Raw genomic sequence first — 23,606 nt, 5'->3', positions numbered from 1 at the left:
CCATTGTTTTGAAGAGTGTTTGCTGCAATGTGCGATATGAGGACTCACTGAATGAATCAGGACATTAAAGAGACTTCGCAGGATGAGCTTATTTTTGCCGCTGAAGACGGGGAAAGCCCTCGGCGGGTGGTACCGCAATGGAAAGTACTGGTTGTTGATGATGAAGAAAGTGTTCACTCGACCACTCGTATGGTGCTTGCCGACATGGAGTTCGAGGGAGGTTCTCTTGAATTTTTGAGTGCCTACACGGGGAAGGAAGCACTGGATATCTTTAAAAATAATGATGATATTGCAGTAGTGCTTCTGGATGTGGTCATGGAGAGCAATATTGCCGGGCTGGAGTTGGCGGAAAAAATACGCGGCGAACTGAATAACCCCTTTGTGCGTATCATATTGCGGACAGGGCAGCCCGGACAGGCACCAGAACGTTCGGTCATCCATAATTACGACATCAACGATTATAAGGAAAAGTCGGAGCTTACGGCCCAAAAACTGTATTCATCTGTTTTTACCGCCTTGCGGTCGTATCGGGACATGCGGGTCATCGAAAGGAACAGGCAGGGGCTGGAAACCATCATCAATGCCTCCGGCGATCTGTTCAAGATCCATTCGTTACGGAAACTTGCATCCGGCGTGCTGACACAGTTGTCTTCGTTGTGCGGGGTGGGGGTGGACTCAATTTATCTGAAAACAGCCGGATTCGCGGCGGTTCAGGTTGACAAAAATCTGGAGATTATTGCCGCAACCGGTAAGTTCGCCGAGTGCCTTGATGAGGATGCCAGTAAGTGCAAGCCCCTAGACGCGAGTATTCACGAGCGTATACGTGATGCGGCCGAGTGCGGCGATTGCTTGCATGAAGATGGTGTTTTTGTTGGGTATTATCCGACAAAACTGGGGTATGTGAATGTTCTCTATATGGAAGGATATCAGCAACTTGCCAAGGAATTAGACGAAAGATTGCTGAGAATTTTTTCTTCCAATGTCGGGATTGCCTTTGACAATGCTCATCTGACGCAGGAAATTATGGAGACCCAGCGGGAGGTGGTCAACAGGCTTGGGGCGGTGGTTGAAACACGCTCCAAAGAGACGGCAAATCATGTCAGCCGGGTGGCGGAATACGCCTTGCTGCTGGCACGCAAATTAGGTCTTTCCGAAGAAGATGCCATGACCATCTATTCGGCAGCTCCGTTGCATGATGTCGGCAAGGTCGGCATACCCGACAGTATTCTCCTCAAACCGGGGAAACTGACACCTGAAGAATGGGCCATCATGAAGGAGCATACGGTTATCGGCTACCGTATTTTGGGGCAGTCAGAGCGTCCCATCATGCGAGCGGCAGCCGAAATTGCCTATGAACACCATGAACGCTGGGACGGCGGAGGTTACCCGCGAGGATTGGCGGGAGAGGACATCAGCATCAGCGGGCGCATCATCTGTCTGACCGACGTGTTCGATGCCTTAGGGGCCAACCGAGTGTACAAGAAAGCCTGGGAAATGGACAAGATATTGGATTACCTGCGACAGGAGAAGGGCGGACTGTTTGATCCCAGACTTGTTGATCTTTTTTTTGAAAATCTTGACGAAATTCTTGAAATCCGCGAACGGCACGCGGATTGATATTTTCCCCAGCCCCACGGGGGCGGAAGTCTGGTGCAAGTGCCCCGCAGTATCGGCGGGGACATGTGTTTTTCACGGCTTTTCCCCCACTCCCGATTGAGTTACACTCCGTCGGGTTTGTAGTTTTTCAGCAAATTACTCCTGTTGCTGTCGGCTTTGAATTTACTCAAGGAAAGATATGCTTCTTCATAAACGTGTCTTGGTTACGGGGGGAGCTGGGTTTATCGGCTCTCATCTTTGCGAGCGTCTGTTGGAACGTGGCTGTGAAGTTCTTTGTGTGGACAATTTCTACACTAGCGCGCGGTCCAATGTGGCCCATCTTCTCGGTAATTCGAGATTCGAGTTGGTACGGCACGACATCACCTTCCCCTTGTATGTGGAAGTGGACGAGATATACAATCTGGCCTGTCCCGCAGCCCCCATCCACTACCAGCGCGATCCGGTTCAGACCACAAAGACTTCCGTGCACGGAGCAATCAATATGCTTGGGCTGGCCAAGCGTGTGAAAGCCAAGATTCTTCAGGCTTCGACCTCCGAAGTCTATGGCTCGCCCGAGGTACATCCCCAGCCGGAATCCTATTGGGGCAACGTGAATCCGTGCGGCATTCGGTCCTGTTACGACGAGGGGAAGCGGTGCGCTGAAACCTTGTTCTACGACTATAATCGTCAGCACGGTTTGCGGGTCAAAGTCGCTCGTATTTTCAATACCTACGGCCCACGTATGCATCCCAACGACGGGCGTGTCGTTTCCAACTTTATTGTGCAAGCTTTGCGCGGCGAGCCCATTACCATTTATGGCGACGGCTCCCAGACCCGCTCGTTTTGTTTTGTGGATGACCTGGTTGAAGGGCTGATGCGTCTTATGGATTCGCGGGATGAATTCATCGGCCCGGTAAATATGGGGAATCCAACGGAATTGACCATCAAGGAACTGGCCGAGGGGGTTTTGGATTTGCTGGATACGCCATCCGAACTTGTATTCAAGGAACTTCCGCACGACGATCCTCCGCGGCGCAAGCCGGATATTGCTCTGGCCAAGCGTGAACTCGGCTGGGAACCGGGTATTCCCCTGCGTGAGGGGTTGGAAAAAACCGTCGCATATTTTAAGGAGTTGTTTGCCGATGTATAGCCCTCAACACGTCCTTGTGGCAGGCGGGGCCGGATACATAGGCAGCCATGTCTGCAAGGAACTTTCCCGTCGAGGCTACGTTCCGGTGGTTTTCGACAACCTGCAATACGGGCATACGGACCTGGTGCGTTGGGGCGATTTTATTCTTGGTGATCTGGGAGATCCTGAGCAGGTGCGTCTGGCTTTTTCCCGGTATCCCATCAGTGCGGTCATGCATTTTGCCGCGTATACATTTGTGGGCGAGTCGGTTGCCGAGCCGGACAAGTATTACAATAACAATGTGACCTGTACGCTGAACCTCTTGCGGACCATGCATGAGTACGGGGTGGACAGATTTATTTTTTCCTCTTCTGCAGCTGTCTATGGTGAGCCGAAGGTCATGCCTATTCCAGAAGAGCATCCACAATGGCCCATCAATCCATATGGTTGGACCAAGTTCATGGTGGAGCGGATCATAGATGATTTCGGACGGGCATATGGGCTTAAAAGCGCGGCTTTGAGGTATTTCAATGCGGCAGGAGCCGACCCGGACGAAGAAACCGGAGAGCGGCACGATCCGGAAACGCATCTTATTCCTTTGGTCCTGCAAGCGGCAATGGGGCTGCGCAAGAATATTACGGTTTTCGGTTCCGATTACGATACTCCGGACGGCACATGTGTTCGCGACTACGTACATGTAGCCGACCTGGCCGATGCCCATGTGCTGGCCCTGGAATACCTGGATGACCAGTCCGGAAAGGGGAACGCCCATGTCTTCAACCTTGGTAACGGCCAGGGCTTTTCCGTTCGTGAGGTCATTGAAACCGCCAAAAAGGTTACTGGCATCGACATCCCCGTTGCTACGGGAGAGCGGCGTGCCGGAGATCCTTCGAGGTTGGTGGCATCTTCCGACAAGGTGCGGAAAGTTCTGGGATGGACCCCTCGCTATGCAGACTTGGAGCAGATTGTAAAGACTGCCTGGGACTGGCACCGCAAAGACAGCAACAAGGATCAGACCTCTTGAGTAACTCCTCACTGCAATCAACGGCTTCTGACTATAATGGCCGATTTCAGGGCAAAAAGGTGCTCGTCACCGGGGGCATCGGATTTATCGGTGCCAACCTGGCCCGAAGGCTCGTCAACCTCGGTGCCGAAGTGACACTGGTGGACAGCCTTATTCCCCAGTACGGGGGGAATATGCACAACCTGGATGGCTTTGCCGACAAAGTCCGGGTAAACATTTCGGATGTGCGCGACCAGCACAGCATGAAAAACCTCATCCAGGGACAGGATTATTTGTTCAACCTGGCGGGACAAACCAGCCATATGGATTCCATGGCCGATCCTTTCACCGACCTGGAGATCAATAGCCGGGCGCAATTGGCGATATTGGAATCCTGTCGTCATTTCAATCGTGACGTTGTGGTGGTTTTTGCATCCACCCGCCAAATATATGGAAGGCCCGAATACCTTCCGGTGGACGAGCGGCATTTGGTGCAGCCCGTTGATGTGAATGGAATCAACAAGATGGCCGGGGAGTGGTACCATATTCTGTACAACAACGTGTACGGAGTGCGGGCCAGCGCCCTGCGTCTGACCAATACAATTGGTCCGCGCATGCGCATCCGCGACGCAAGGCAAACTTTTGTCGGCGTGTGGGTCCGTCTGCTCTTGGAAGGGAAGCCTTTCGAGGTTTGGGGCGGAGAACAGTTGCGGGACTTCACCTATGTGGACGATTGCGTGGAAGCCATGTTGCTGTCTGCTGTCAACGAAAAGGCCTGGGGAAAAATTTTCAATCTGGGCGGAGACAAGGTGGTCAGTCTCAAGGAGCTTGCCGATGCTTTGGTCGCCGCAAACTCCGCGTATGGCGGGGGCGAATACCGTATTTGCCAATTCCCTGAAGATCGCAAAAAAATAGATATCGGCGATTACTACTGCGACGACAAACTTATCCGGGAGACCTTGGAATGGGAACCGCAAGTGTCCCTGGAAGAGGGCTTGCGGCGTACTTTGGATTATTATCGGGACCGGCTTGAAGAATACACCGGCCCCGAAAATGTCAGCGCAGTCTGTCCGCCAGGACTTTGATGGCAAAAGCCAAAAGTGTACCTATGGCGATGAGAATGATGGATTTGAGCAAGTTCGAGCTGATGGAAAGGCTCAGATAGCGGCTCAGAAGATAGTCTATGTGAAAATGGCGGATTACGCCGACCACGCCGTAGGCCCAGAAGGGCAATCCCAGCAGAATGCCGATCAGGACCACGAGTTTTCTTATGAATTCGGTCATATGGGAAGTCTCTCCGCATGCGGTTCTGTGGATGTCCCCCGGAAGGCTGTCGGATTTTGCGGCAACGTCTTCCGGGCTGTCTTTCCGATTCGTCGCCTTAGGTAGCCTTTTTTTTCGGCAAGATAAACCATCACTGCTGCTGCTCGGTTGCGCACGGTCCTACTTAATGTATTCCAGCCTGCGGAATGGACAACTGGCAATACTGTCTGATAGATGAATTTTCCCTCTGTACTGATACAGACTGTACTGATACTGCCGGGCGGCAGATTTTTTATGATTAAACCGACACTGCAACGTCTTGCGCAGAGTCCTTTGGTCCGCAATTTTTCCGTGCTGACCGGGGCGACCATGGTATCGTACCTCATGTCCTTCTTCGTGGTCATGCATGTGGCGAGAACTCTGGGCCCTGAAGAATACGGCAAGGTCGGATTCGCTCAGGCTTTTGTTTCCTATTTCATGCTGATCGCGTCCATGGGCCTGGAAACACTCGGCCTGCGTGATATTGCCAAGGATAAGAGCAGAGCCATCTCAGTATTGACTAATATCACCATACTGCGGCTTGTTCTTTTCTCTATCGCATATTCTATGATGTTCTTTTTTCTATATCTCTTTCCGCGTGATCATATATCCAATACTGTTGTCCTTGTCTTCGGTGGATACATGCTCCTCACTCCGGTTATGCAGGAGTGGTATTACATTGGGAACGAGAATTTTAAAATTGTAGGTATGAGCCGTATTGTACATAGTATTTTGTACTGCGGCCTGATCTTTTTGATAATCCGAAGACCTGGCCAGGTTGTCGAATTTACAGCACTCCAAGTGGGCGCTAACATCATTCCTTTGGCTGTGCTGTGGTATCCTCTTCTGCAAAGGATAAATCTTCGGTATTTTGATTTTGCACAGATTCGAGTATATTTACGGTCCGGCGTGTGGCTTATGCTGTCTTCCTTCATGGCTATGATCTATCTGAATATGGACAAGGTCATGATAGGGTATTTGCTGCCGGGTAAGTATCTGGGATGGTACGATGCAGCCTATAAGATTATTTTGGTACTCATCGTTCCTTCTTCGTTGTTGTGGGGCGTGATGAGTCCTCGTATCTCTCGGTTTGAAAGACGGGACATTCTGCTCTGGGTGGCTGGAATGGCTGTGGTTGGGGCTGGAATTGCCTTGTGCATTTTTCCTGTCAGGCACTGGATTGTCGATTTGGTCTTCGGGGTACAATATGCCCCTGCAGCTGCTCCTTTGGGAATTCTGGCTCTGTCCATGTTTGCCAACCATTGCGCGAAGGCTTTTTCATTTCCGCTGCAAGTATGGCGTTGCGAGCGATATTTTTTCTTCGCTGCTTTGGCCGGAGCGTGCGTTAATGTTATCTTGAATGTACTGCTTATTCCTCGCTATGAGCTGGAGGGAGCAGCCTGGGCGACAATGGCGGCAGATACAACAGTTGCCCTGTGTGCTTTGCCTTTTTTTGTGCGTGGGATGCGCAAAGGAAAAGCAAGGAATGGATAATGAGGGATGATATCGTTAGGAATACGCCTCCCGAGGTTGACCTGGAGCATTGTGTTTGCCCTATGGGATGTCCGCCTGGGGAAAGCCATGTGTTGCGTGGCAGGGATAGATTGCATGATCTTCCGGGGATATTCGATATTGTGCGCTGCAATACCTGTGGGTTGATGCGCACGGACCCCCGACCCACAAGAGAAACCATCGGATATTACTATCCTTTCAATTATGGTCCATATCAATATCCTACAAATGGAAGTGGTACTGGGCAGAACGGTTCTTTCCTTCACAAGGCGTTGTCTCAATTAGTAGAGTTTAATACCGAGCGGATTCCACCTGTGAAGCCAGGGCGATTGTTTGAGGTTGGTTGCGGTGGCGGAGGTTTCCTTCGAAAAATGGCCGAAGCCGGATGGCAGGTCGAAGGGCTCGATTTTGCCCCGGATCCAGTGCAAAGGTTGTGCGAGGAGGGATATGCCGTCCATTGTTCCAGTTTGGAGGATTTTGAGCGGCCGGATGTGACGCCAGACATTGTTGTCGGCTGGATGGTTCTCGAGCATTTGTACGATCCTCTTGGCAGTCTGCGGAAAATTTATTCTTGGCTGGATAACAATGGCTGGCTGGTGCTTTCGGTCCCCAACGAGCGTGTGCGGACGGCATGGTGGGCAGGGGATGCCTGGTTTAACCGCCAGTTGCCGACCCATTTGCAGCATTTTGATATAAATAGCCTGCAAAATATGTTGGAAAGGGCTGATTTCCAGGTCCACAAGGTACTTCACCAGCGATTCATGGGATCTATTTTCGAAACTGTGGCGTATGTTTTGGATGATCGTCGCCAATGCCCCCGTCTTGCCCAGGCATGCAGGAAGGCGGCGAGATCCCCACTCGCAAGCTATGCTCTTTACCCTTTGGGTTGGCTTTTCGCAGCTTTTGGGCAGACAGGGCGCATCACTGTATGGGCCAGGAAAAAATGAGTAATTACAAAGAGAATAAGGCTCCCCGATTTTCTATCCTGATCCCTACCTATAATCAGGGGGCAACAATCGGGCAGGCCGTTGTCAGCGCATTGTCCATGGATTTTGACGACTTTGAGGTCATCGTGGTGGACGATGCTTCCACGGAAGTGGGCAACGGTGATGCTCCAGCCGCACAATCTGTCATTGGTTCCATCCGGGATTCCCGCCTTACGTATGTCCGCAACGAAACAAATCTTGGACGAACCGCCAACTACCGGAATGCACTGTCACATGCACATGGTGAGTGGGTAATGGTTTGCGATGGCGACGATTATTATGTGGACCGTGATTTTTTGAAGAAAGCGGCTTCCGTGATTTCCCGGCAACCAAACCTGGTGTTGGTAGGGATGGGTGACGCCCTGGCGTATGCAGACTACCTCGTCCCACGCCCTCTGGCGGGTGAGGAGCGGCTTCTTGATGGGAAGCAGGTTTTCCTGGAATGGGGGCATCTTGCTATCCCACATCTGGGGGCCATTTATCGGCGTTCCCTGGCCTTGGATTTGGATTTTTATCGCTGCGATATTCTTAGCTCCGACTGGGAATCTTTGCTGCGCCTTGTTCTGCAAGGGGATGTTGCGTTACTCCCCGGAATTTGCGGTCATTGGCGACAGCACGATCACAACGCCAGCCGGTCTGCGGATTGGGAGGATTTTCAGGCCAATCTGCAAAGTGTTGAACTTCCCGTAGCTGAGGCGCGACGTTTGAAGGTCTTTGAGGAGACCGAGCTTCAGGCCTGGGAGCGCGATCAGGTGGAGGAGAAGATTTTGGGCTACCTGACGTCCTTGCTTTTGGCAGGAGCGGAAGGAAGTGTAAGCCCTGCTGAATTGAAGAGGCGCCGGAAGGCGGCGTTTGCCTTAAAAAAGCAATGGGGAATTGGAGTTATGGGGCCAAGCAATTATCGGTTGCGCTGGTGGGTCCATGAATATCTGGGAACCTCCGCTTTTGTTGCTTTGTACCGGGCTAAACATTTCTGTCGCCGTTTTGTGGGAAAAACTTCTGCAGCTGTTTCAGCCGTTCTACGCGGACGCAAACCCTATAGGCGTGATTCATGTGCGGAATAACCGGATTTTTTACTCTCTCCAGCGGAACGCACGGAAACCTCGAAGCAACTGTTAGCGCCATGGTCGATACCCTGCTGCACAGGGGGCCGGACGATTCGGGCGTTTGGTCCGATCCGGAAGCCGGTGTAGCATTGGGGCAGCGGCGGCTTTCCATTCTCGATCTCTCGCCGTTGGGGCATCAACCCATGTTTTCGGCTTGCGGTCGTTATGTGCTTGTCTACAACGGCGAGGTCTACAATTTTAAAGAACTGCGTGCCGAACTCGTTGCATTGGGGCATGCTTTCAAGGGTGGTTCAGATACCGAAGTCCTTCTTGCCGCCATGGCACAATGGGGCGTACGCCCCGCAGTAGAGCGTTGTATCGGCATGTTTGCCTTTGCGCTGTGGGATAGAAAAGAGCGCTACCTTACCTTGGGGCGGGATCGGCTGGGCATCAAGCCGCTCTATTATGGATGGCAGGGACGAACATTTCTCTTTGGCTCGGAGCTTAAAAGCCTGCGCGCGCATCCTGATTTCCAGCCCGACCTGGATCGTCATGCTTTGAGCCTTTATTTCCGGCACAATTATGTTCCTTCCCCACACAGCATTTATGCGGATATCCACAAACTCGAACCTGGCTGTATTCTTACCATCTCTGCTGATGGGGAGAAAAATGAGCCGAAGTCAGAGACATACTGGTCGGCGCGTCAGATATGGGAACCGTGCGGCAGTAATTTGTTTTCTGGCAGAGATGAAGAGGCCATTGAACGGCTCGAATTTTTTTTGGACGACGCTGTTCGGAGGCGTATGATTGCCGATGTTCCCTTGGGTGCTTTTTTGTCCGGGGGCATCGATTCCAGTACGGTCGTGGCCTTGATGCAGGCCGCAGGCAACCGTCCTGTGAAGACTTTTTCCATCGGTTTTGACGATCCCCGGTACAATGAGGCTGCCCATGCCAAGGCCGTGGCTGCTTACCTTGGTACCGAGCATACTGAATTGTACGTTACGCCTGGAGATTTGTTGGAAGTCGTTCCGGACATCGCCCATTTCTGGGACGAGCCCTTTGCCGATGCCTCCCAGATTCCAACAACCGTGGTCAGTCGGCTGGCTCGGCAGCACGTTACGGTAAGTCTGTCCGGCGACGGAGGGGATGAGCTGTTTGCCGGGTATGACCGTTATTTTTGGACGCAGCGTCTTTTGAGGCTACTGCGAATTCCCCGTTTTGCGCGGCAGTTTGCAGCCGGATGTGGCAAGTTGCTGCCGGAGAGCGTCTACCGTCTGTTAGGTCCCAAGGGACCCCGTATCCGTTGGCGTCTTGACCTGCTGAGCGCGCGGGATATTCGTGAACTGTATCTGTTTCTTGTGTCCCATTTCAAACATCCCGATTCGCTTGTTCTGCATGGGGACGACGGCTGCATCCTGCAAGGCGGAGAACATCCAGACAAACAGGACGAGGATATCTTTCGCATTCTGCAGCTTTGGGACATTGAAACCTATTTGCCCGATGATATTCTGACCAAAGTTGATCGGGCCAGCATGTCCGTAAGTCTTGAGGCCAGGGTGCCGATTCTTGACCACCGCGTGGTGGAATTTGCCGCCGCGTTGCCCGTGCATTTGAAGGTTCGCAACGGGCAGGGCAAGTGGCTTTTGCGCCAAGTCCTTTCACGCCATGTGCCGGACGAGCTGATGGACCGTCCAAAAATGGGATTTGCCGTTCCCATAGAACATTGGTTGCGCAACGAACTGCGTGATTGGGCCGAGGCCCTTTTGGACGAGTCCACGGTACACAGTCAGGGCTGGCTGGATGCTGGGCTGGTAAGGCGTATTTGGAAGGATTACCTGGGGGGACAGGGCAATTGGTATTACTGCCTGTGGGATATCCTCATGTTTCAGTCTTGGCTGGAGAAGAACGGCCGGTAGGGAAATTTTGCATGAAAATTCTTCATCTGATCACCTCGCTGAACACGGGCGGAGCAGAGCGCATGCTGGCCAAATTGGTGACCGGCATGGATGGAACTCGTTTTGAAAATCGGGTGATCAGCATGCTCGCCCCCGGGCCTGTTGCTCTGGAAATCGAATCAGCAAACATTCCGGTGGAGAGCCTTGGATTATCGCGAGGCATGCCGCACCCCGGTGCATTGTGGCGTTTGATGGGCATGATGCGTTCGTTCCGGCCGGACGTGGTCCAGACATGGCTTTACCATGCCGATCTGTTGGGCTTGCTGGCTAGTTTCTTGTCCGGGCGCCCGCCTGTCGTCTGGAATATACGCAACGCCGATCTGGAGCTGGCTGCCACCAATCGGATGACGTCTGCCGTGCTTTGCATCAACGTCCGGCTTTCCAAATTTCCTGCGGCCGTGGTCAGCAATTCGCGGCAGGCCGTGGAGTTTCATGAGCAGGCTGGCTATAAGCCGCGCCAGTGGGCGGTTCTGCCCAATGGGTTTGATATCAATACCTTCAAGCCGGATGCCGAGGCCCGAGTTGAATTTCGCCGGGAACTTAACTTGCCCGATGACGCCGTGCTGGTGGGCCATTGCGCCAGGTTCGATCCGGTAAAAGACCATGCTACGTTTCTTGCGGCAGCACGAAGTATTGCCCGCGACATGCCCGAGGCTCATTTCGTCATGTGTGGCGACGGGGTGACGGGGGACAACGCCGAAACGTCATTGTTTGCCGATGCCCTGGCGGATCCTGTGCTTGGTACAAGACTCCATCTTCTCGGCCGTCGTAGCCGGGTGGAGCGCTTTATGGCCGGTCTGGACGTTTTTTGCCTTACCTCTCTCAGCGAGGGATTTCCCAATGTGCTGGGCGAGGCCATGGCCTGCGGTGTGCCGTGTATTACCACAGATACCGGTGATTGCCGTGATATTGTAGGAGAAACCGGCCTTATTATTTCTCCCGCAGATGTGGTTGGCCTTATCGAGGCGCTGCGCAGTCTCCTTTCTTTGGCTCCACACGGTCGTCTAGCAAAGGGGCAGGCCGCTCGGGAACGTATTGTGGTTCAATATTCCCTCACAGCAATCGTTGCCAATTACCAGAATTTATACAGTAAAATTGTTGCGGCGTAATTTCCATCCCGGATAGCTGTAAGGCTACGAAGTTTGCAAACAGGTAGTGTTTGCGTTACACGTCGGAGTGGCCTGGATGGCCCGGGAGTTTTTTATGCTGCTTACCACTCGTCATGTACAAATTCTCAAAGATATAGATAGGTTTTCTGGGATCCAGAGATACCACGGTTTGCTGCCGGAAAAACACGCGTTGCTGTACGATGACCACATGCTGTCCTACCTTCAGGATCAGAATCTCGTGGAAGAGGGGACGGTAATTGCGCGTTGTGGCCGTATGATGCGGGGCTATCGTCTTACGGAAAATGCCCGTGAAGACCTTGATAGCATGGGGGTGGAATTACGAATGGAGCCGGAAGGTGAGTCTGCCGAGTTCCCCGAATTTATCGACGACGAGTTGGGTACGGAACATATCCGTGCTCTGCGCGACCTGTATCATATGACACAAATTCGTAAGTTTAACGGCATCGCTCCCAAGCACGAGGTCGAAGATTACGACAAGGCGGTTATCAAGCTGCTCTACGATTTCGGCTACATCATCTACATCAAGGTGAAGGGCAAGAGCGTCAAATACACCAAGGGCTACATTCTTACAGACGACGGTATCAAACTTCTTAAACGTATGCGTTGCCTGGCCTGAGCCGCTGTGCTTCGATTGTTTCCGTGCGGTTTTCCGCCGGAGCCTGACCAATGATCCCACGCCCTCGATGTGTTGTTCTCGGCCTGGACGGCCTGCCGCTTTCATTGGCCCGCAAGCTTGCGGACATGGACGGCTTTCCGGCGCTGTCCAGAATTTGTGAAAAAGCCGGCACGGTGCGGGCGGAACTTCCTGATCTTTCTCCGGTCAACTGGACGTCCTTCTTTACGGGATGCGGTCCCGGCGAGCACGGTGTGTACGGTTTTTCCCGGATCAATCCGCAAACATACGAACTTTCCATTACCGACTTCAGCCATGTTGCCGTTCCAACCATTTTTGATCGGCTTGGCGAACTCGGTCTGACCAGCAAGGTCATCAATCTTCCCAACACATATCCCGCCCGTCCTTTCCCCGGACTGCTTGTTTCAGGCTTTGTTGCGCACGAATTGCGCCGGGCAGTATATCCGCCCATGTTCGCTCATGCACTTGCCCGTGAAGGGTATATCTTGGAATCCGATACTTCCAGAGGTGCAACGGACCATAATGCCTTGCTTTACGGCCTTTCCACGTCGCTGACTTCCCGGCGCAAGGTTTTGGACATGTTTTGGCCCGACCTGGCCTGGGATATGTTCTGTTTTGTGATTACGGAAACCGACCGTCTTTTTCATTTTCTGTTTAATGCAGTGGAAGATGCGGATCACTTGCTGCACACGGCATGTCTTGGTCTGTTGCGTCAGATAGATGCTTTGGCAGCCGAAGTGTTGGAGCGTTTCGATGCTCTGCCCGATCCCAAACGGCTGATAGTCCTGGCCGATCATGGTTTTGCGCGTACTCTCACAGAGGTTGATATCAATGCGTGGCTTATTCGCAACGGCTACCTGCAGCTTATGCCAGGTCTGCATGGTGAATGGGATGCAACCTGCATTGCACCTCAATCCCGAGCTTTTGCTCTGGACCCCAGCCGCATCTACATTCATACTGCCGAGCGCTTTGCCCGAGGTCGTGTTGGCAGGTCTCAGGCACAGGCCGTGGCCCTGGAAATAGCAACCGGGCTGGCGCATCTTGAATTCGAAGGGAAGCCTGTGCTGGCAGCTGTGCATCCGGGACCTCAATTTTACAGCGGTTCACAGGCTGTTCATGCTCCCGACCTTGTTTTGGAGGCCAATACGGGATTTGATCTCAAGGCGAAGTTTGACCGCACCGAAATCTTCGGCCATTTTGGACGTACCGGGTGTCATACGCCGGATCAAGCCATTTTTTATGATTCGTATGATTCCAATCCCGGATTGATGCGGCATATCGGTCAGGAAGTTTTGAATTTCTGGGGCCTGTAGACTTTGATGAAATCCCAAGGGAAAATCCCAAAGGCATTTGTTTTTTTGATTATCAGGTAATTTCCTTGGGGATTGAATGAACTACGTTTGGTTTTCATCGGGCCGCTGTCGGTATTGGGGCATTGCGCCTATATTGAAAAGACAGGCAAGTGGTTCAGTCCTTTTCCATTTCCTCACCCTCAAGAAGAATTTATGCAGATAGATTATAAATCGGAACTCAATGCCGCACAGTACGATGCGGTGATGCATGACGAAGGCCCCCTGCTGGTTATCGCCGGGGCAGGCAGTGGAAAAACCAGAACTGTCGTTTACCGTCTGGCCCGCCTTGTGGAACAGGGAGTAGCTCCTGAGTCCATTCTGTTGCTGACGTTTACGCGCAAGGCGGCAGGGGAGATGCTGTTCCGGGCAGGAGGGCTGCTTGGATACGGTTTGGGCGGAGTGAGCGGCGGCACATTTCACTCGTTCGCTTACGGAGTACTTAAAAGGCATCATCTGCTTTTAGGCTTTGAACGTGGGTTTTCCATTACGGATCGCAGCGACTGCACACAGCTGGTTGCCGATGCCAAGTCCAACCTTGGGTTGGGTAAGGGCGATCGCTCTTTTCCTAAAAAAGACACGGTGTTGGATATTCTTTCCAAGTCGCGGAACAAGGAAGCGAATGTCGGGACGATTATTCAGAACGAGGCCTTTCATCTCCTTCCGTATGTGGAAGACATGGAACGAATGGCCGTTGAATACGCCCGTCTCAAAAAGGAAAGCTGCCTGCTGGATTACGATGATCTGCTTTTCGAACTGGAACGCCTGCTGCGAGACGAGCCGGATGTGGCTGTAAGTCTGCGGTCGCGTTTTTCCCATATCATGGTGGACGAATACCAGGATACGAACCGGGTGCAGGCGCGTATCGTCAAGCTGCTGACCGGTGGACGCGGCAATGTTATGGCCGTAGGTGACGACGCCCAGAGCATTTACGCTTTCCGTGGTGCCGTAGTGGCGAATATCCTTGATTTCCCCAGCGAATTTCCAGGTGCTAAAATTGTACGTCTGGAACGGAACTACCGTTCCACCCAGGAAGTGCTGGATCTTGCCAACGCAGTGCTGGCCAATGCCCAACGCAAGTTTGAAAAGCGCCTGTATACCGAGCACACGGGCGGTGCCATGCCCGAGGTGGTCAAGACGCTGAGCGACCAGTCGCAGTCGCGTCTGGTTCTGGAAAAGATCATCGAGCTGAACAAGCGCTATGAGATGCATGAAATTGCCGTATTGTTCCGGGCGGGCTACCAATCTTACTCCTTGGAAGTACAGCTGAACAAACTCGGGATAGCGTTTCAGAAATTCGGAGGAATCAAATTTACCGAGGCCGCGCACGTAAAGGATGCGCTCGCCTTTATGCGGGTGCAGATTAATCCTGCGGATTCCGTGGCCTGGAAACGGGTACTTGGCCATATAAAAGGCGTGGGCCCCAAAACTGCGGATAAAATAGTGCAGGCCGCCATTAGTGGAGACGGCAAGGCCCTGGGCCGTTTTACAAAGCGGTTTGCCGAATTGATGCCCATGCTGGAATTTTTGAATCAGCTACGCATGGACAATCCCAAGCCGGAGGCATCGCTGGGACGTATTATCGAATTTTATACGCCGCTGCTTATGGCAGCCTATCCGGACGATTATCCCAGGCGTCAACAGGGGCTGGAACAGCTGGAATCCATTTCCGCCCAATATTCCGAATGCGATCAGTTCCTGGCCGAGATCAATTTGGACAATCCCATGGAGGATGCCGAAGAGATACGGAAAAACGCCTTGGTGCTCTCCACTATCCACTCGGCCAAGGGGTTGGAATGGGACGCCGTGCTGATTCTTGATCTGGTCGAGGAGCGTTTCCCCGGTCGCCGTGCCATGCAGAGGCCCGAGGACATGGAGGAGGAACGGCGCCTTATGTACGTTGCCGCCACCAGAGCCCGTAAATTTCTTGGGATGTATGTGCCGGAAAGCCTATATGTTCGGCATTTGGAACGCAGCGAACCGGTCCGTCCCAGCCCTTTTGTGCTGGAATTGCCTCCATTGACGTATGTGGAATACAAAGAAGGGTACGGCGGCAGGCTGCAGCGTCCTGTACAGGCTCAGATAGACAAGCCTTCGGGGGCAGGTTCAATGAACGCCGTGTCCTCTGCGTCCTCTGGGAATTCCTCGGAAAGTGGTGGGAGCGGTAAGGATAAAGCTCCTGTACGGCTGGGATTCTGCCATCATAAGATTTATGGCAGGGGCAAGGTGTTGGAGTACATACCGCCGGACAAGTATCGGGTGAATTTTACCGGATTCGGCCTGAAGGTAATCATCGGACAATATCTGGAAATGGAGTAGCCGATGGCTTTGGCTTCTGAAGATGATTTTCTCGCTTTGATCCAGAAACATTTTCCCGAATCGTCGGGTCATGTGCAGTTGGGGCGGGGCGATGATTGCGCGGTGCTGAATTTTCCGCCCACAGCCTGTATGAGCGTGGACATTTTTCTGGAAGATATCCACTTCCGGCGTTCGTATTTCAGCCCCAGGGACATCGGCTACAAGGCCTTGGCCGTAAACGTCAGTGACATATACGGGATGGGCGCCAAGCCTTTGGGATTTTGCCTTGGGCTGTCCGGGCCGCTGCACAAGGACGAGCCCTATTGGGACGATCTGCTTGCTGGGATGAGCGCCTTTGCCCGAGAAGCAGGAGTTGTGCTTGTGGGGGGCGACCTGAGCAGAAGCGACAAAACCGGACTGTGCATCACCATCTGGGGCGAGGAATATCCCGACGGGCGCTTTATGCGACGGGGCAACACGCAGGTTGGGGATGTGCTTTTCGTAGCCGGAGATATCGGACTTGCCCGTGCCGGACTTCTGTCGTTGGAGAAAGAAGGTAATGGAGCGGTGCAAAAGTATCCCGATGCCGTACGGGCCCATCTCCGACCCAGGTTGAGTCCCGATGCGGCCCGAGATTTGTCCTGTATGTCCGCTGTACGCGGGCTTATGGATGTCTCCGACGGATTGGTGCGGGACGTACCGCGTTTTATGGCTCAGGGGCAGGGAGCTGATTTTTGTCTGGCCGAATCCGCATTGTCCGGAGATGTCCTGCGTTATTGTAAAAACAGACAGTGCGATCCTGTGGAATTTGCGCTTTTGGGGGGCGAGGATTATTCTTTGTTGGGTGCATGTTCGCCGGGAGTTTGGGAAGATGTGAAGCAAAGTATTTCAGGCTTGCTTCAGGTAGGCGTTGTAACGGAAATTCCAGGACTGTACATAAAGGGCAAACCTATGGAACGCCAGGGGTTCGATCACTTTACCGAAACATCCAAGTGAGGAAAGTATGGATACCACGCTGAAGATCATCGGACATATTTCCACCCAGTACACTGACCGCAGCCAGTGCCCCAAACAGGCGGAAGGGCACGGTGTAAAAGCCGAATTGACAATAGAGCCTGAATACCAGGATGCCTTGCTGGGTATCAAGGAAGGTCATAAACTGGTGCTGCTCACCTGGCTGCATGCTTCTGATCGAAGTGTGCTGCAATGTCATCCTCGTGGAGAAAAGGAAAGGCCTCTTACCGGTGTGTTCTATACTCGTTCTCCAGATCGCCCCAATCCTATTGGGCTGCATGAAGTGAAGGTTGTGGCGATTCCGGAACCGGGCAGACTGGTTGTCGACCCAATGGAGGTTCTGGACGGAACGCCGTTGGTAGATATCAAAAAGGTCATGGGCTGATTGGGCATTTTATTTTTTCGGTGTCATGGAAAACTTCCTTGAAGATTGAGTCGGCACCAAAAGGCTAATGCGGAGAGTTTCCATGCCGATAAGGTTTTCATGAACGAGTTGGAAGATAACGGTTTCGCAAAAACGGCCAGCATCCGTGGGGTGCGGGGAGGTAGCTTTTGGCGGATCCAACCAACGGAAATGAGGATTCCATGCGCCGAAATACTGCGGCAGTAGGGCGGGAAGACAAAGATCCTTTGTACTTTCCCGTCTCCCCACTCATGCTTTTCCCGAACACTCGGGCTGAATTTAGAGTTTATCTGCATCAGGGCGAGCGGTTCGTGCTCTATACTCGGGAGCGACAGGCTCTTACGCCACAGCTGTGCCAGACATTGGTGGAGCTGGACGTCAATACGGTCTATGTACTCTCGCATCAGAAAGAACAGTACGACGAGTATGTGGAGCAGAATCTGGGCCGAATCCTTGAGGATGAGGAATTGAGTCTCCCCAAGCGGGCCCATTTGTTTTACGATGCGTCCAAAACCATTTTGCAGGAAGTTTTTGAAGCCCGCATGCCGGATCGTTTGAGCGACAAGCTTTTCGATAGGGTGTTGTCGTTCGTCAAGAACAGCGTCCGTTTTCTTTCCCGCGAGGAATCCCTTAAAAGCCTTGGTAGGCTTATCTCCCACGACTACCATACCTTTTCGCACAGCGTGAACGTGTACGCCTATTTTATCGGCCTGCTCAGCGCCATGAAAGTGGAGCAGAAAAGCGTGATAAGCTATGGCCTGGGGGCTATGCTCCATGATGTTGGAAAAACCAAGGTGCGGCGTTTTATTCTGGATAAATCCGCTCCCCTCACTCCCGAGGAAAAGGAAGAATACAGGCTGCATCCTTTGCATGGCGTTGCCATTTGCTCGCGACTTCCTCTGCCGCGGGAGAGTACAAACTGTATTCTCTTTCATCACGAACAGTACGATGGTTCCGGGTATCCCACGGGAACACGTGGCGACGACTTGCCCGAACCCATCCGTGCTCTGCATATCTGCAATAGTTACGACGGACTTACCTCCAGCCGTCCTGGAAAAAAGATCGCCATGACCCCTTTCGAGGCCCTTAGCGCCATGAGAAGCGAAATCGGTTCAGCCTATGATCCCGATATTTTCAAAGTCTTTGTACTGCTTCTTAGTGGCGCGGAAATCGTTTAGTTCTGTATGTCCCACAGCCCTTCTTTTTCTCCGTTGGTCAGCGTGCTTATGCCTGTTTTCCATTGTGCGCCTACGCTTGGGCGCACAATGGACAGTCTGTTGTCCCAGACATTGGTTGATTTCGAGATAGTTGCCGTGGATGACGGTTCCACCGATAGCACTGCCGGGCTTTTGCGAGAGTACGCACTGCGTGACAGTCGGGTACGTCCTCTTTTCAGGGAACATGAAGGTATCGTACCTGCACTGCAAGCCGGGATGAATGCCTGTTGTGGCCGTTATATCGCCCGCATGGACGGAGACGACGAATCTTTGCCGCAAAGGTTGGAGCTGCAGGCCGGACATTTGGCATCCCACCCGCAAACGGGACTCGTATCATGTCTTGTTCGCTTTGGCGGAAGTCGTGAGCAGGCAGCTGGCTATTCCCACTATGTGGACTGGATAAATTCCGTGCGAAGTTCTCGGGAACTGTACCTGAATCGTTTTGTCGAATCCCCTCTGGCACATCCGTCAGTCATGTTTCGACGAGAAGTTGTGGAGTCTTCTGGCGGCTACCGGGATGGAGATTTTCCCGAGGATTACGAGTTGTGGCTGCGTTGGATGGAGCAGGGCGTTGTCATGGAGAAGCTGGATCGGGAACTGGTGGTTTGGAACGATCCGCCAGACAGGCTGTCGCGCACGCATGCCCGGTATGATGTGGACGCATTTTACCGCATCAAAAGTGAGTACCTGGCGCGTTGGCTGCAACGCGCCAATCCGTACCATCCGCACGTATGGGTTGCCGGGGCGGGGCGGGTTTCACGGCGTCGTGCCGATATGCTCAGGCAGTACGGCATAGTGATTGACGGGTATTTCGATATTGATCCGAAAAAGATAGGTCAGACCATACACTCCAAGCCTGTTGTGGATCGGCTTCAAGCCCCTCCGCCTGGCGAGGTCTTTGTGCTTTCGTACGTGGGCAGCCGTGGAGCGCGGGAAATCATACGCGAGTATTTCCTGTCATGTGGGTATGAGGAAGGCCGGGATTTTTTGGGCGCGGCCTGAATTTTATTTCTGTTCTTTTTTCCACGTGGCCATTTGTAGAAAAATTGACTCCAGATGGCTCTGGTCCACTGGTTTGGCTATATAGTCTGTCATACCAGCTGCCAGGAATTTTTCCCTGTCACCAGCCATGGCATGGGCTGTCATGGCAACTACAGGAAGGTTGGCAGGTACATTGGGGACGCCTCCATCCCGTATTGCTTTGGTAGCCTCCAGGCCGTCCATGACGGGCATCTGAATATCCATGAGCACCAAATCGAACTTCTGTTTGGAAAGGATGGACAACGCCTGCTTGCCATCGGCTGCAGACGTCGGGTGATGTCCCATCTTTCGCAGGAGTTTTTCCACAAAAAACAGATTCACTGCGTTGTCTTCAGCCACGAGGATTCGCAAGCCCTCGGGCTTTGCTTCCTTCCCGGTGGGGATCATGGGGGAAGGTGGAGCCGCTTTTTCTAGGGCTTCGAGCTGATCTCCGCGTTGTGCTTTGATGGTGAAAATAATCGAAGTGCCCTTGCCGAGAGTGCTGTCCACGCAAATCGTGCCCTGCATAAGACTTATCAGGCGGCTGACGATTGCAAGGCCGAGCCCCGCACCTTTGGGACGTTGGCTGTAGCTGAGGTTTCCCTGTTCAAAGGGACGGAAGATCGAGTCCAGCATGTTGTCTGGAATACCGGGCCCCGTGTCTGTAATTTCGACAAAGTAGAGCGACTGCTCGTTTTGGGTGTAGGGCAGCGGGTGGATGGCTATATGAACGCTGCCAGCCTCTGTGAACTTTACAGCATTACCAACCAGATTGAAGAGTACCTGGCGAAAACGCCCGGCATCTCCCAGCAGAAGCGGAGGGATTTCTTCATCTACGTGCAGCGTAAGGGCTACTCCTTTTTGTTCCGCCGCTGCCTGCATGGTATTGAGAACTGTAGTGGAAGTATCCAGCATGGAAAAAGGCTGGCTGATTAATTCCATTTTGCCGGATTCGATGCGGGAAAGATCGAGGAGGTCGCCCAAAAGGGTCATCAGGCTGTTTCCTGCGTCCGAGGCTATGCGTGTGTATTCTTTCTGTTCCGGGGATTGCTCCGTTGTTCCGAGTAGCTGCAACATGCCCAATAAGCCATTCAGCGGAGTGCGTATCTCATGGCTAATGTTGGCCAAAAATTCGCTTTTGGCCCGACTGGCGCTTACTGCCAGGTTTTTGGCCTGCGTCAACCATTCTTTTTGCTGACGTTTCTTCGTGATGTCCCGGAATATTGCCTGGCTGGCTATTTTCCCTGATATGAGTTGGGAAGAAACAGCGACTTCGACCCAACCGACGGTTCCGTCCGGCTTTATGAATCGGAAATCATAACGGGAAGTAGCCTTCTCCCCCTGCATACGCTTGAGAAGTCTTTCCCGGACCAACGCTCGGTCTTCTGGATGGACCAGTGTCCAGACTTGGCCTGGGGTGAAAGCGAGCAGCTCTTCCATGCTGCGTCCTATGAGTTTGCAGAAAGCCGAGTTGACCAGGGAAAAGCGCGGTGGCATGTCTTCGAAAATGCAGATGCCGTGCAGTGATTCCTCAAAAAGCCTGCGGAAGCGTTTTTCCGAGTCCTTGAGGGCCTGGTCGGCCTTTTTACGCTCGGTTACGTCCATGCCGTAAAGATTTATAGAGCGAGAAAATTTGGAGAAGGAAGAGGTAAAGGCATACCACTTGGAATCCACGCATATTTCAAATTCTTCATTGGGGTGCATGGCCTCAAGTAGACGTTCGGCCAGATGGCCCGGCATAATTACTTCTTGAGGCTTCAGGTCGTATGCGTCGAGTATTGGCTGGCTTGCTTTGTTGGCATAAATGAGTTCGCCGTCTCGCGACAGACGAAGCACAGGATTCGGGTTTTCTGCAGGAAATCTAGCTAGGTCATGTATTCTTTCTTCGGCTTTTTTACGTTCGCTTATGTCCTCGATAACTTTTACGAAATATTCCAAATTTTGGGTTTCATCATTTATTATGGATGTCGTCTCACTTGCCCACACCGTTTTTCCGGCTCTATTGATGTATCGTTTTTCAAAAGAGTAATGGTCTTGATGCTCGGCAATTGCCTGTTGGAGAACCGCCGTACCTTTATCCAAATCGCCGGGATGCGTTACTTCTTTTATGTTCATGCCCAACAGCTCGTCGGAAGTGTAGCCGAGGATACTGCATATAGCTCGGTTAACCTGTATGAACCGTCCTTGTGGGGAGATGTTAGCTATTCCCATTGCCGCTTTATCGAACGTCCAGCGGAAACGCTCCTCGCTTTCGTTAAGACGACTTTGTATCTTTTCAAAATGGACGATGATAATGCCGAGAGCCAGCAGAAAAGCCAGGAAAGTCCCTATAAGATAGCCCCAGGGAGCAATCCACTCTATGGGGCGGAGCATAGGATAGTTAAATTTGTGAATTCCCCAGAGTATCAGGGTGATCCCCGGAATGAATTTGCTGGCAGCCTTTGACGTGGGAAAGCGGAGAAGAAGAATGCCCGTGCGTATGTTGACGGCTCCCATAAAAAAGAAGGTCGGCAGTGTGTATTGCCAAAAAGTAAACTTGAGTACTGCCCCTGCTAGTACCCATAGCAGTACGACTCCGCTGAGAATTCCCCATATGGGGGGGACACGTTGGTTTACAAAGGTAAATGCGCCCCACAGCAGAAATATTGCGCAGAGGGGGAGACTCGCCTGATTGAGAATGAGGAAAAGTTGTGTTGGCCCTTCGGACGTAAGTATGAGTAGCATGAGAAAGAATCGCATGCTGTAAAAAAACCAACCTACAGTCCAAAGCTGCATGGCTTTTTCTTTGGATGCCCAGGAAAGATAACCGAAGATCAGAACAAGGATCATCGATCCGCTTAAGCTGGCGACAATGCTGGCTAGAAGCCATTGGGGCATAGGAAACGTCTCGGTGTAAAATTCTGTGAAAGGAGGCAGGAAGAGTCAGTAACGGCTGCCTATGTTCGTGTTTATTTACATGAAGTGTTTTTGATGAACATTAGCTTTTTGAAACGCTTGTAGCGAATATTCAGGCTAATCCTGCGTTCCTTTGATATCGATGATTTTTTGTCTTGGAGCGCTAGCTGGAATCAGGTGATAAGGGCTAAAAAAAAGGGAAGCCGAGTGGCTTCCCCAGTAGAGAGCAGATTACATGGGCAGATGTGTTTTATTTACCTGTCCATTTTTTGTACATTTGCGGATATTCCTTGATGAAACGCTTGCCATTGGTAAGAGGATCTGCCCCGTCTTCCTGGTTCCAGGCCATGACCATCTGGAGCTGGTCGGGGCTGGCCCATCCAAAGTTTTTGAAGAAGTTGAATACCTTGGGCATATCCTTCTGCAGGTCCTTCCGAACGATGGTGTAGATCTGTTCTTCGTTACCCAGAATGCCCTTGGGGTCTTTCAGGTATTTCAGGTCCCAGCGCCCAAACATCCAGTGGGGGGACCAGGCGGTAACCACTGCCCATTTCTTGTTTTTGATAGCGTCGGCCAGAGCAGCTGTCATGGTTGCGCCGCTGCCTTCCATCAATTCCATTTTGTCCAAGCCATACTCGTCAACGGCTTTTTCGGAAAGACTCATGAGGCCGGCGCCGGGGTCGATACCAATAATCTTTCCGTCGAATTTGTCGGCGTTGTCATTAATTTCTTCAATGGAATTGATCGTAACATAAGATGGTACGGCCCATCCGAGCTTGGCGCCAGTGGAAACGGGACCGAGTTTCACAACTTTATCTTTGAGGCGTTCATAATAGGTTTTGTGAGTGACGGGCAGCCAAGCTGTAACCATGGCGTCAACGTCACCTGTGGACACGGCCTGCCACATGGCGGCTGCAGCTACTGGGAGAACTTCGACTTCGTATCCCATTTTTTCGAGAGCTGCTTTGGCCGTATAGGTGCTGGCCGTAGCGCAGTCCCACTCAACATAGGCCAATTTGACCTTCTGTTTGGCAAAGACTGTGGAGCCGAATGCGGCGACAAGTGCCAGAGATGCAATACAAGTAATTATAAGCTTGCGGATAATCATATAATCCTC

General features: G+C 52.3%; 19 protein-coding genes. 16 read left to right on the top strand and 3 right to left on the bottom strand.

The features are described from left to right. Positions 1-51 precede the first annotated feature (51 nt). The 4 genes from ACI0FJ_RS05390 to ACI0FJ_RS05375 all read left to right on the top strand — a co-directional run bounded on the left by ACI0FJ_RS05390 (position 52) and on the right by ACI0FJ_RS05375 (position 4,813). Positions 52-1,617: a DUF3369 domain-containing protein gene (locus ACI0FJ_RS05390; RefSeq protein ID WP_424300028.1), complete on the top strand. Its 1,566-nt coding sequence runs from the start codon at positions 52-54 to the stop codon at positions 1,615-1,617. Positions 1,618-1,795: 178 nt separating this feature from the next. Then, the gene (locus ACI0FJ_RS05385) at positions 1,796-2,746 is read left to right on the top strand and encodes a UDP-glucuronic acid decarboxylase family protein (RefSeq protein ID WP_424300025.1); all 951 of its coding nucleotides are present in this window, start codon (positions 1,796-1,798) and stop codon (positions 2,744-2,746) included. After that, positions 2,739-3,749 (top strand): UDP-glucose 4-epimerase GalE, encoded by a 1,011-nt coding sequence (galE, locus tag ACI0FJ_RS05380; protein WP_424300022.1) that lies wholly within the window; start codon positions 2,739-2,741, stop codon positions 3,747-3,749. Before ACI0FJ_RS05385 ends, galE begins: the two co-directional genes overlap by 8 nt. Beyond that, a complete protein-coding gene (locus ACI0FJ_RS05375) occupies positions 3,746-4,813 on the top strand; it encodes an NAD-dependent epimerase/dehydratase family protein (protein ID WP_424300019.1) in 1,068 nt (355 codons plus the stop codon). The genes galE and ACI0FJ_RS05375 overlap by 4 nt, the downstream gene beginning before the upstream one ends. Here ACI0FJ_RS05375 and ACI0FJ_RS05370 read toward each other — a convergent pair. Continuing rightward, entirely contained in the window at positions 4,785-5,012 is a 228-nt protein-coding gene (locus tag ACI0FJ_RS05370) for a hypothetical protein (protein ID WP_424300016.1), read from the bottom strand. The genes ACI0FJ_RS05375 and ACI0FJ_RS05370 overlap by 29 nt on opposite strands. A 273-nt stretch (positions 5,013-5,285) precedes the next feature. Between ACI0FJ_RS05370 and ACI0FJ_RS05365 the strand changes: the two genes are divergently transcribed. The 12 genes from ACI0FJ_RS05365 to ACI0FJ_RS05310 all read left to right on the top strand — a co-directional run bounded on the left by ACI0FJ_RS05365 (position 5,286) and on the right by ACI0FJ_RS05310 (position 19,576). Next, positions 5,286-6,524, top strand: a complete 1,239-nt coding sequence (locus ACI0FJ_RS05365; protein WP_424300013.1) for a flippase — start codon at positions 5,286-5,288, stop codon at positions 6,522-6,524. Further along, positions 6,524-7,489: a class I SAM-dependent methyltransferase gene (locus ACI0FJ_RS05360; RefSeq protein ID WP_424300010.1), complete on the top strand. Its 966-nt coding sequence runs from the start codon at positions 6,524-6,526 to the stop codon at positions 7,487-7,489. Before ACI0FJ_RS05365 ends, ACI0FJ_RS05360 begins: the two co-directional genes overlap by 1 nt. Then, positions 7,486-8,592, top strand: a complete 1,107-nt coding sequence (locus tag ACI0FJ_RS05355) for a glycosyltransferase family 2 protein (RefSeq protein ID WP_424300007.1) — start codon at positions 7,486-7,488, stop codon at positions 8,590-8,592. The genes ACI0FJ_RS05360 and ACI0FJ_RS05355 overlap by 4 nt, the downstream gene beginning before the upstream one ends. After that, complete coding sequence (asnB, locus tag ACI0FJ_RS05350) at positions 8,580-10,490, top strand: asparagine synthase (glutamine-hydrolyzing) (RefSeq protein ID WP_424300004.1); 1,911 nt, start codon at positions 8,580-8,582, stop codon at positions 10,488-10,490. The genes ACI0FJ_RS05355 and asnB overlap by 13 nt, the downstream gene beginning before the upstream one ends. A gap of 11 nt (positions 10,491-10,501) precedes the next feature. Beyond that, on the top strand, positions 10,502-11,638 hold the full coding sequence (locus ACI0FJ_RS05345; protein WP_424300001.1) for a glycosyltransferase family 4 protein: 1,137 nt from the start codon (positions 10,502-10,504) through the stop codon (positions 11,636-11,638). 94 nt (positions 11,639-11,732) lie between these two features. Further along, positions 11,733-12,275, top strand: coding sequence for a hypothetical protein (locus ACI0FJ_RS05340; protein WP_424299998.1), 543 nt, complete (start codon positions 11,733-11,735; stop codon positions 12,273-12,275). A gap of 50 nt (positions 12,276-12,325) precedes the next feature. Continuing rightward, complete coding sequence (locus ACI0FJ_RS05335) at positions 12,326-13,606, top strand: alkaline phosphatase family protein (RefSeq protein WP_424299995.1); 1,281 nt, start codon at positions 12,326-12,328, stop codon at positions 13,604-13,606. A gap of 192 nt (positions 13,607-13,798) precedes the next feature. After that, positions 13,799-15,961: an ATP-dependent helicase gene (locus ACI0FJ_RS05330; RefSeq protein WP_424299992.1), complete on the top strand. Its 2,163-nt coding sequence runs from the start codon at positions 13,799-13,801 to the stop codon at positions 15,959-15,961. Positions 15,962-15,964: 3 nt separating this feature from the next. Next, positions 15,965-16,936: a thiamine-phosphate kinase gene (gene thiL, locus ACI0FJ_RS05325; protein WP_424299989.1), complete on the top strand. Its 972-nt coding sequence runs from the start codon at positions 15,965-15,967 to the stop codon at positions 16,934-16,936. Between the two features lie 7 nt (positions 16,937-16,943). Continuing rightward, a complete protein-coding gene (gene tsaA, locus ACI0FJ_RS05320) occupies positions 16,944-17,339 on the top strand; it encodes a tRNA (N6-threonylcarbamoyladenosine(37)-N6)-methyltransferase TrmO (protein ID WP_424299986.1) in 396 nt (131 codons plus the stop codon). 200 nt (positions 17,340-17,539) lie between these two features. After that, positions 17,540-18,535 carry an HD-GYP domain-containing protein gene (locus ACI0FJ_RS05315; protein WP_424299983.1) on the top strand — a complete coding sequence of 332 codons (996 nt, stop codon included), beginning with the start codon at positions 17,540-17,542 and terminating at the stop codon, positions 18,533-18,535. A 6-nt stretch (positions 18,536-18,541) separates the two neighbouring features. Next, complete coding sequence (locus ACI0FJ_RS05310) at positions 18,542-19,576, top strand: glycosyltransferase (protein WP_424299980.1); 1,035 nt, start codon at positions 18,542-18,544, stop codon at positions 19,574-19,576. A 3-nt stretch (positions 19,577-19,579) separates the two neighbouring features. Here the strand turns inward: ACI0FJ_RS05310 and ACI0FJ_RS05305 are convergent, their stop codons facing one another. Together ACI0FJ_RS05305 and ACI0FJ_RS05300 are read right to left on the bottom strand one after the other, a co-directional pair. Continuing rightward, entirely contained in the window at positions 19,580-22,090 is a 2,511-nt protein-coding gene (locus ACI0FJ_RS05305) for a PAS domain S-box protein (protein WP_424299977.1), read from the bottom strand. A 649-nt stretch (positions 22,091-22,739) separates the two neighbouring features. Beyond that, positions 22,740-23,591: a glycine betaine ABC transporter substrate-binding protein gene (locus tag ACI0FJ_RS05300; RefSeq protein ID WP_424306496.1), complete on the bottom strand. Its 852-nt coding sequence runs from the start codon at positions 23,589-23,591 to the stop codon at positions 22,740-22,742. Between the last annotated feature and the right edge of the window lie 15 nt (positions 23,592-23,606).

It is taken from the genome of Desulfovibrio sp. 7SRBS1, assembly GCF_049723905.1.
In the GTDB taxonomy this organism is placed as follows: domain Bacteria; phylum Desulfobacterota; class Desulfovibrionia; order Desulfovibrionales; family Desulfovibrionaceae.
Note: the sequence above shows the minus strand (reverse complement) of the source record. Positions and strands in the feature narration are given on the sequence as shown.

What these genes read in the sequence shown, in the direction of transcription:
- ACI0FJ_RS05390 (WP_424300028.1), top strand. Translation starts at nt 52, where the DNA reads ATGAATCAGGACATTAAAGAGACTTCGCAGGATGAGCTTATTTTTGCC.
- ACI0FJ_RS05385 (WP_424300025.1), top strand. Translation starts at nt 1,796, where the DNA reads ATGCTTCTTCATAAACGTGTCTTGGTTACGGGGGGAGCTGGGTTTATC.
- galE (WP_424300022.1), top strand. Translation starts at nt 2,739, where the DNA reads ATGTATAGCCCTCAACACGTCCTTGTGGCAGGCGGGGCCGGATACATA.
- ACI0FJ_RS05370 (WP_424300016.1), bottom strand. Translation starts at nt 5,012, where the DNA reads ATGACCGAATTCATAAGAAAACTCGTGGTCCTGATCGGCATTCTGCTG.
- ACI0FJ_RS05365 (WP_424300013.1), top strand. Translation starts at nt 5,286, where the DNA reads ATGATTAAACCGACACTGCAACGTCTTGCGCAGAGTCCTTTGGTCCGC.
- ACI0FJ_RS05360 (WP_424300010.1), top strand. Translation starts at nt 6,524, where the DNA reads ATGAGGGATGATATCGTTAGGAATACGCCTCCCGAGGTTGACCTGGAG.
- ACI0FJ_RS05355 (WP_424300007.1), top strand. Translation starts at nt 7,486, where the DNA reads ATGAGTAATTACAAAGAGAATAAGGCTCCCCGATTTTCTATCCTGATC.
- asnB (WP_424300004.1), top strand. Translation starts at nt 8,580, where the DNA reads ATGTGCGGAATAACCGGATTTTTTACTCTCTCCAGCGGAACGCACGGA.
- ACI0FJ_RS05345 (WP_424300001.1), top strand. Translation starts at nt 10,502, where the DNA reads ATGAAAATTCTTCATCTGATCACCTCGCTGAACACGGGCGGAGCAGAG.
- ACI0FJ_RS05340 (WP_424299998.1), top strand. Translation starts at nt 11,733, where the DNA reads ATGCTGCTTACCACTCGTCATGTACAAATTCTCAAAGATATAGATAGG.
- ACI0FJ_RS05335 (WP_424299995.1), top strand. Translation starts at nt 12,326, where the DNA reads ATGATCCCACGCCCTCGATGTGTTGTTCTCGGCCTGGACGGCCTGCCG.
- ACI0FJ_RS05330 (WP_424299992.1), top strand. Translation starts at nt 13,799, where the DNA reads ATGCAGATAGATTATAAATCGGAACTCAATGCCGCACAGTACGATGCG.
- thiL (WP_424299989.1), top strand. Translation starts at nt 15,965, where the DNA reads ATGGCTTTGGCTTCTGAAGATGATTTTCTCGCTTTGATCCAGAAACAT.
- tsaA (WP_424299986.1), top strand. Translation starts at nt 16,944, where the DNA reads ATGGATACCACGCTGAAGATCATCGGACATATTTCCACCCAGTACACT.
- ACI0FJ_RS05315 (WP_424299983.1), top strand. Translation starts at nt 17,540, where the DNA reads ATGCGCCGAAATACTGCGGCAGTAGGGCGGGAAGACAAAGATCCTTTG.
- ACI0FJ_RS05310 (WP_424299980.1), top strand. Translation starts at nt 18,542, where the DNA reads ATGTCCCACAGCCCTTCTTTTTCTCCGTTGGTCAGCGTGCTTATGCCT.
- ACI0FJ_RS05305 (WP_424299977.1), bottom strand. Translation starts at nt 22,090, where the DNA reads ATGGGAGCCGTCAACATACGCACGGGCATTCTTCTTCTCCGCTTTCCC.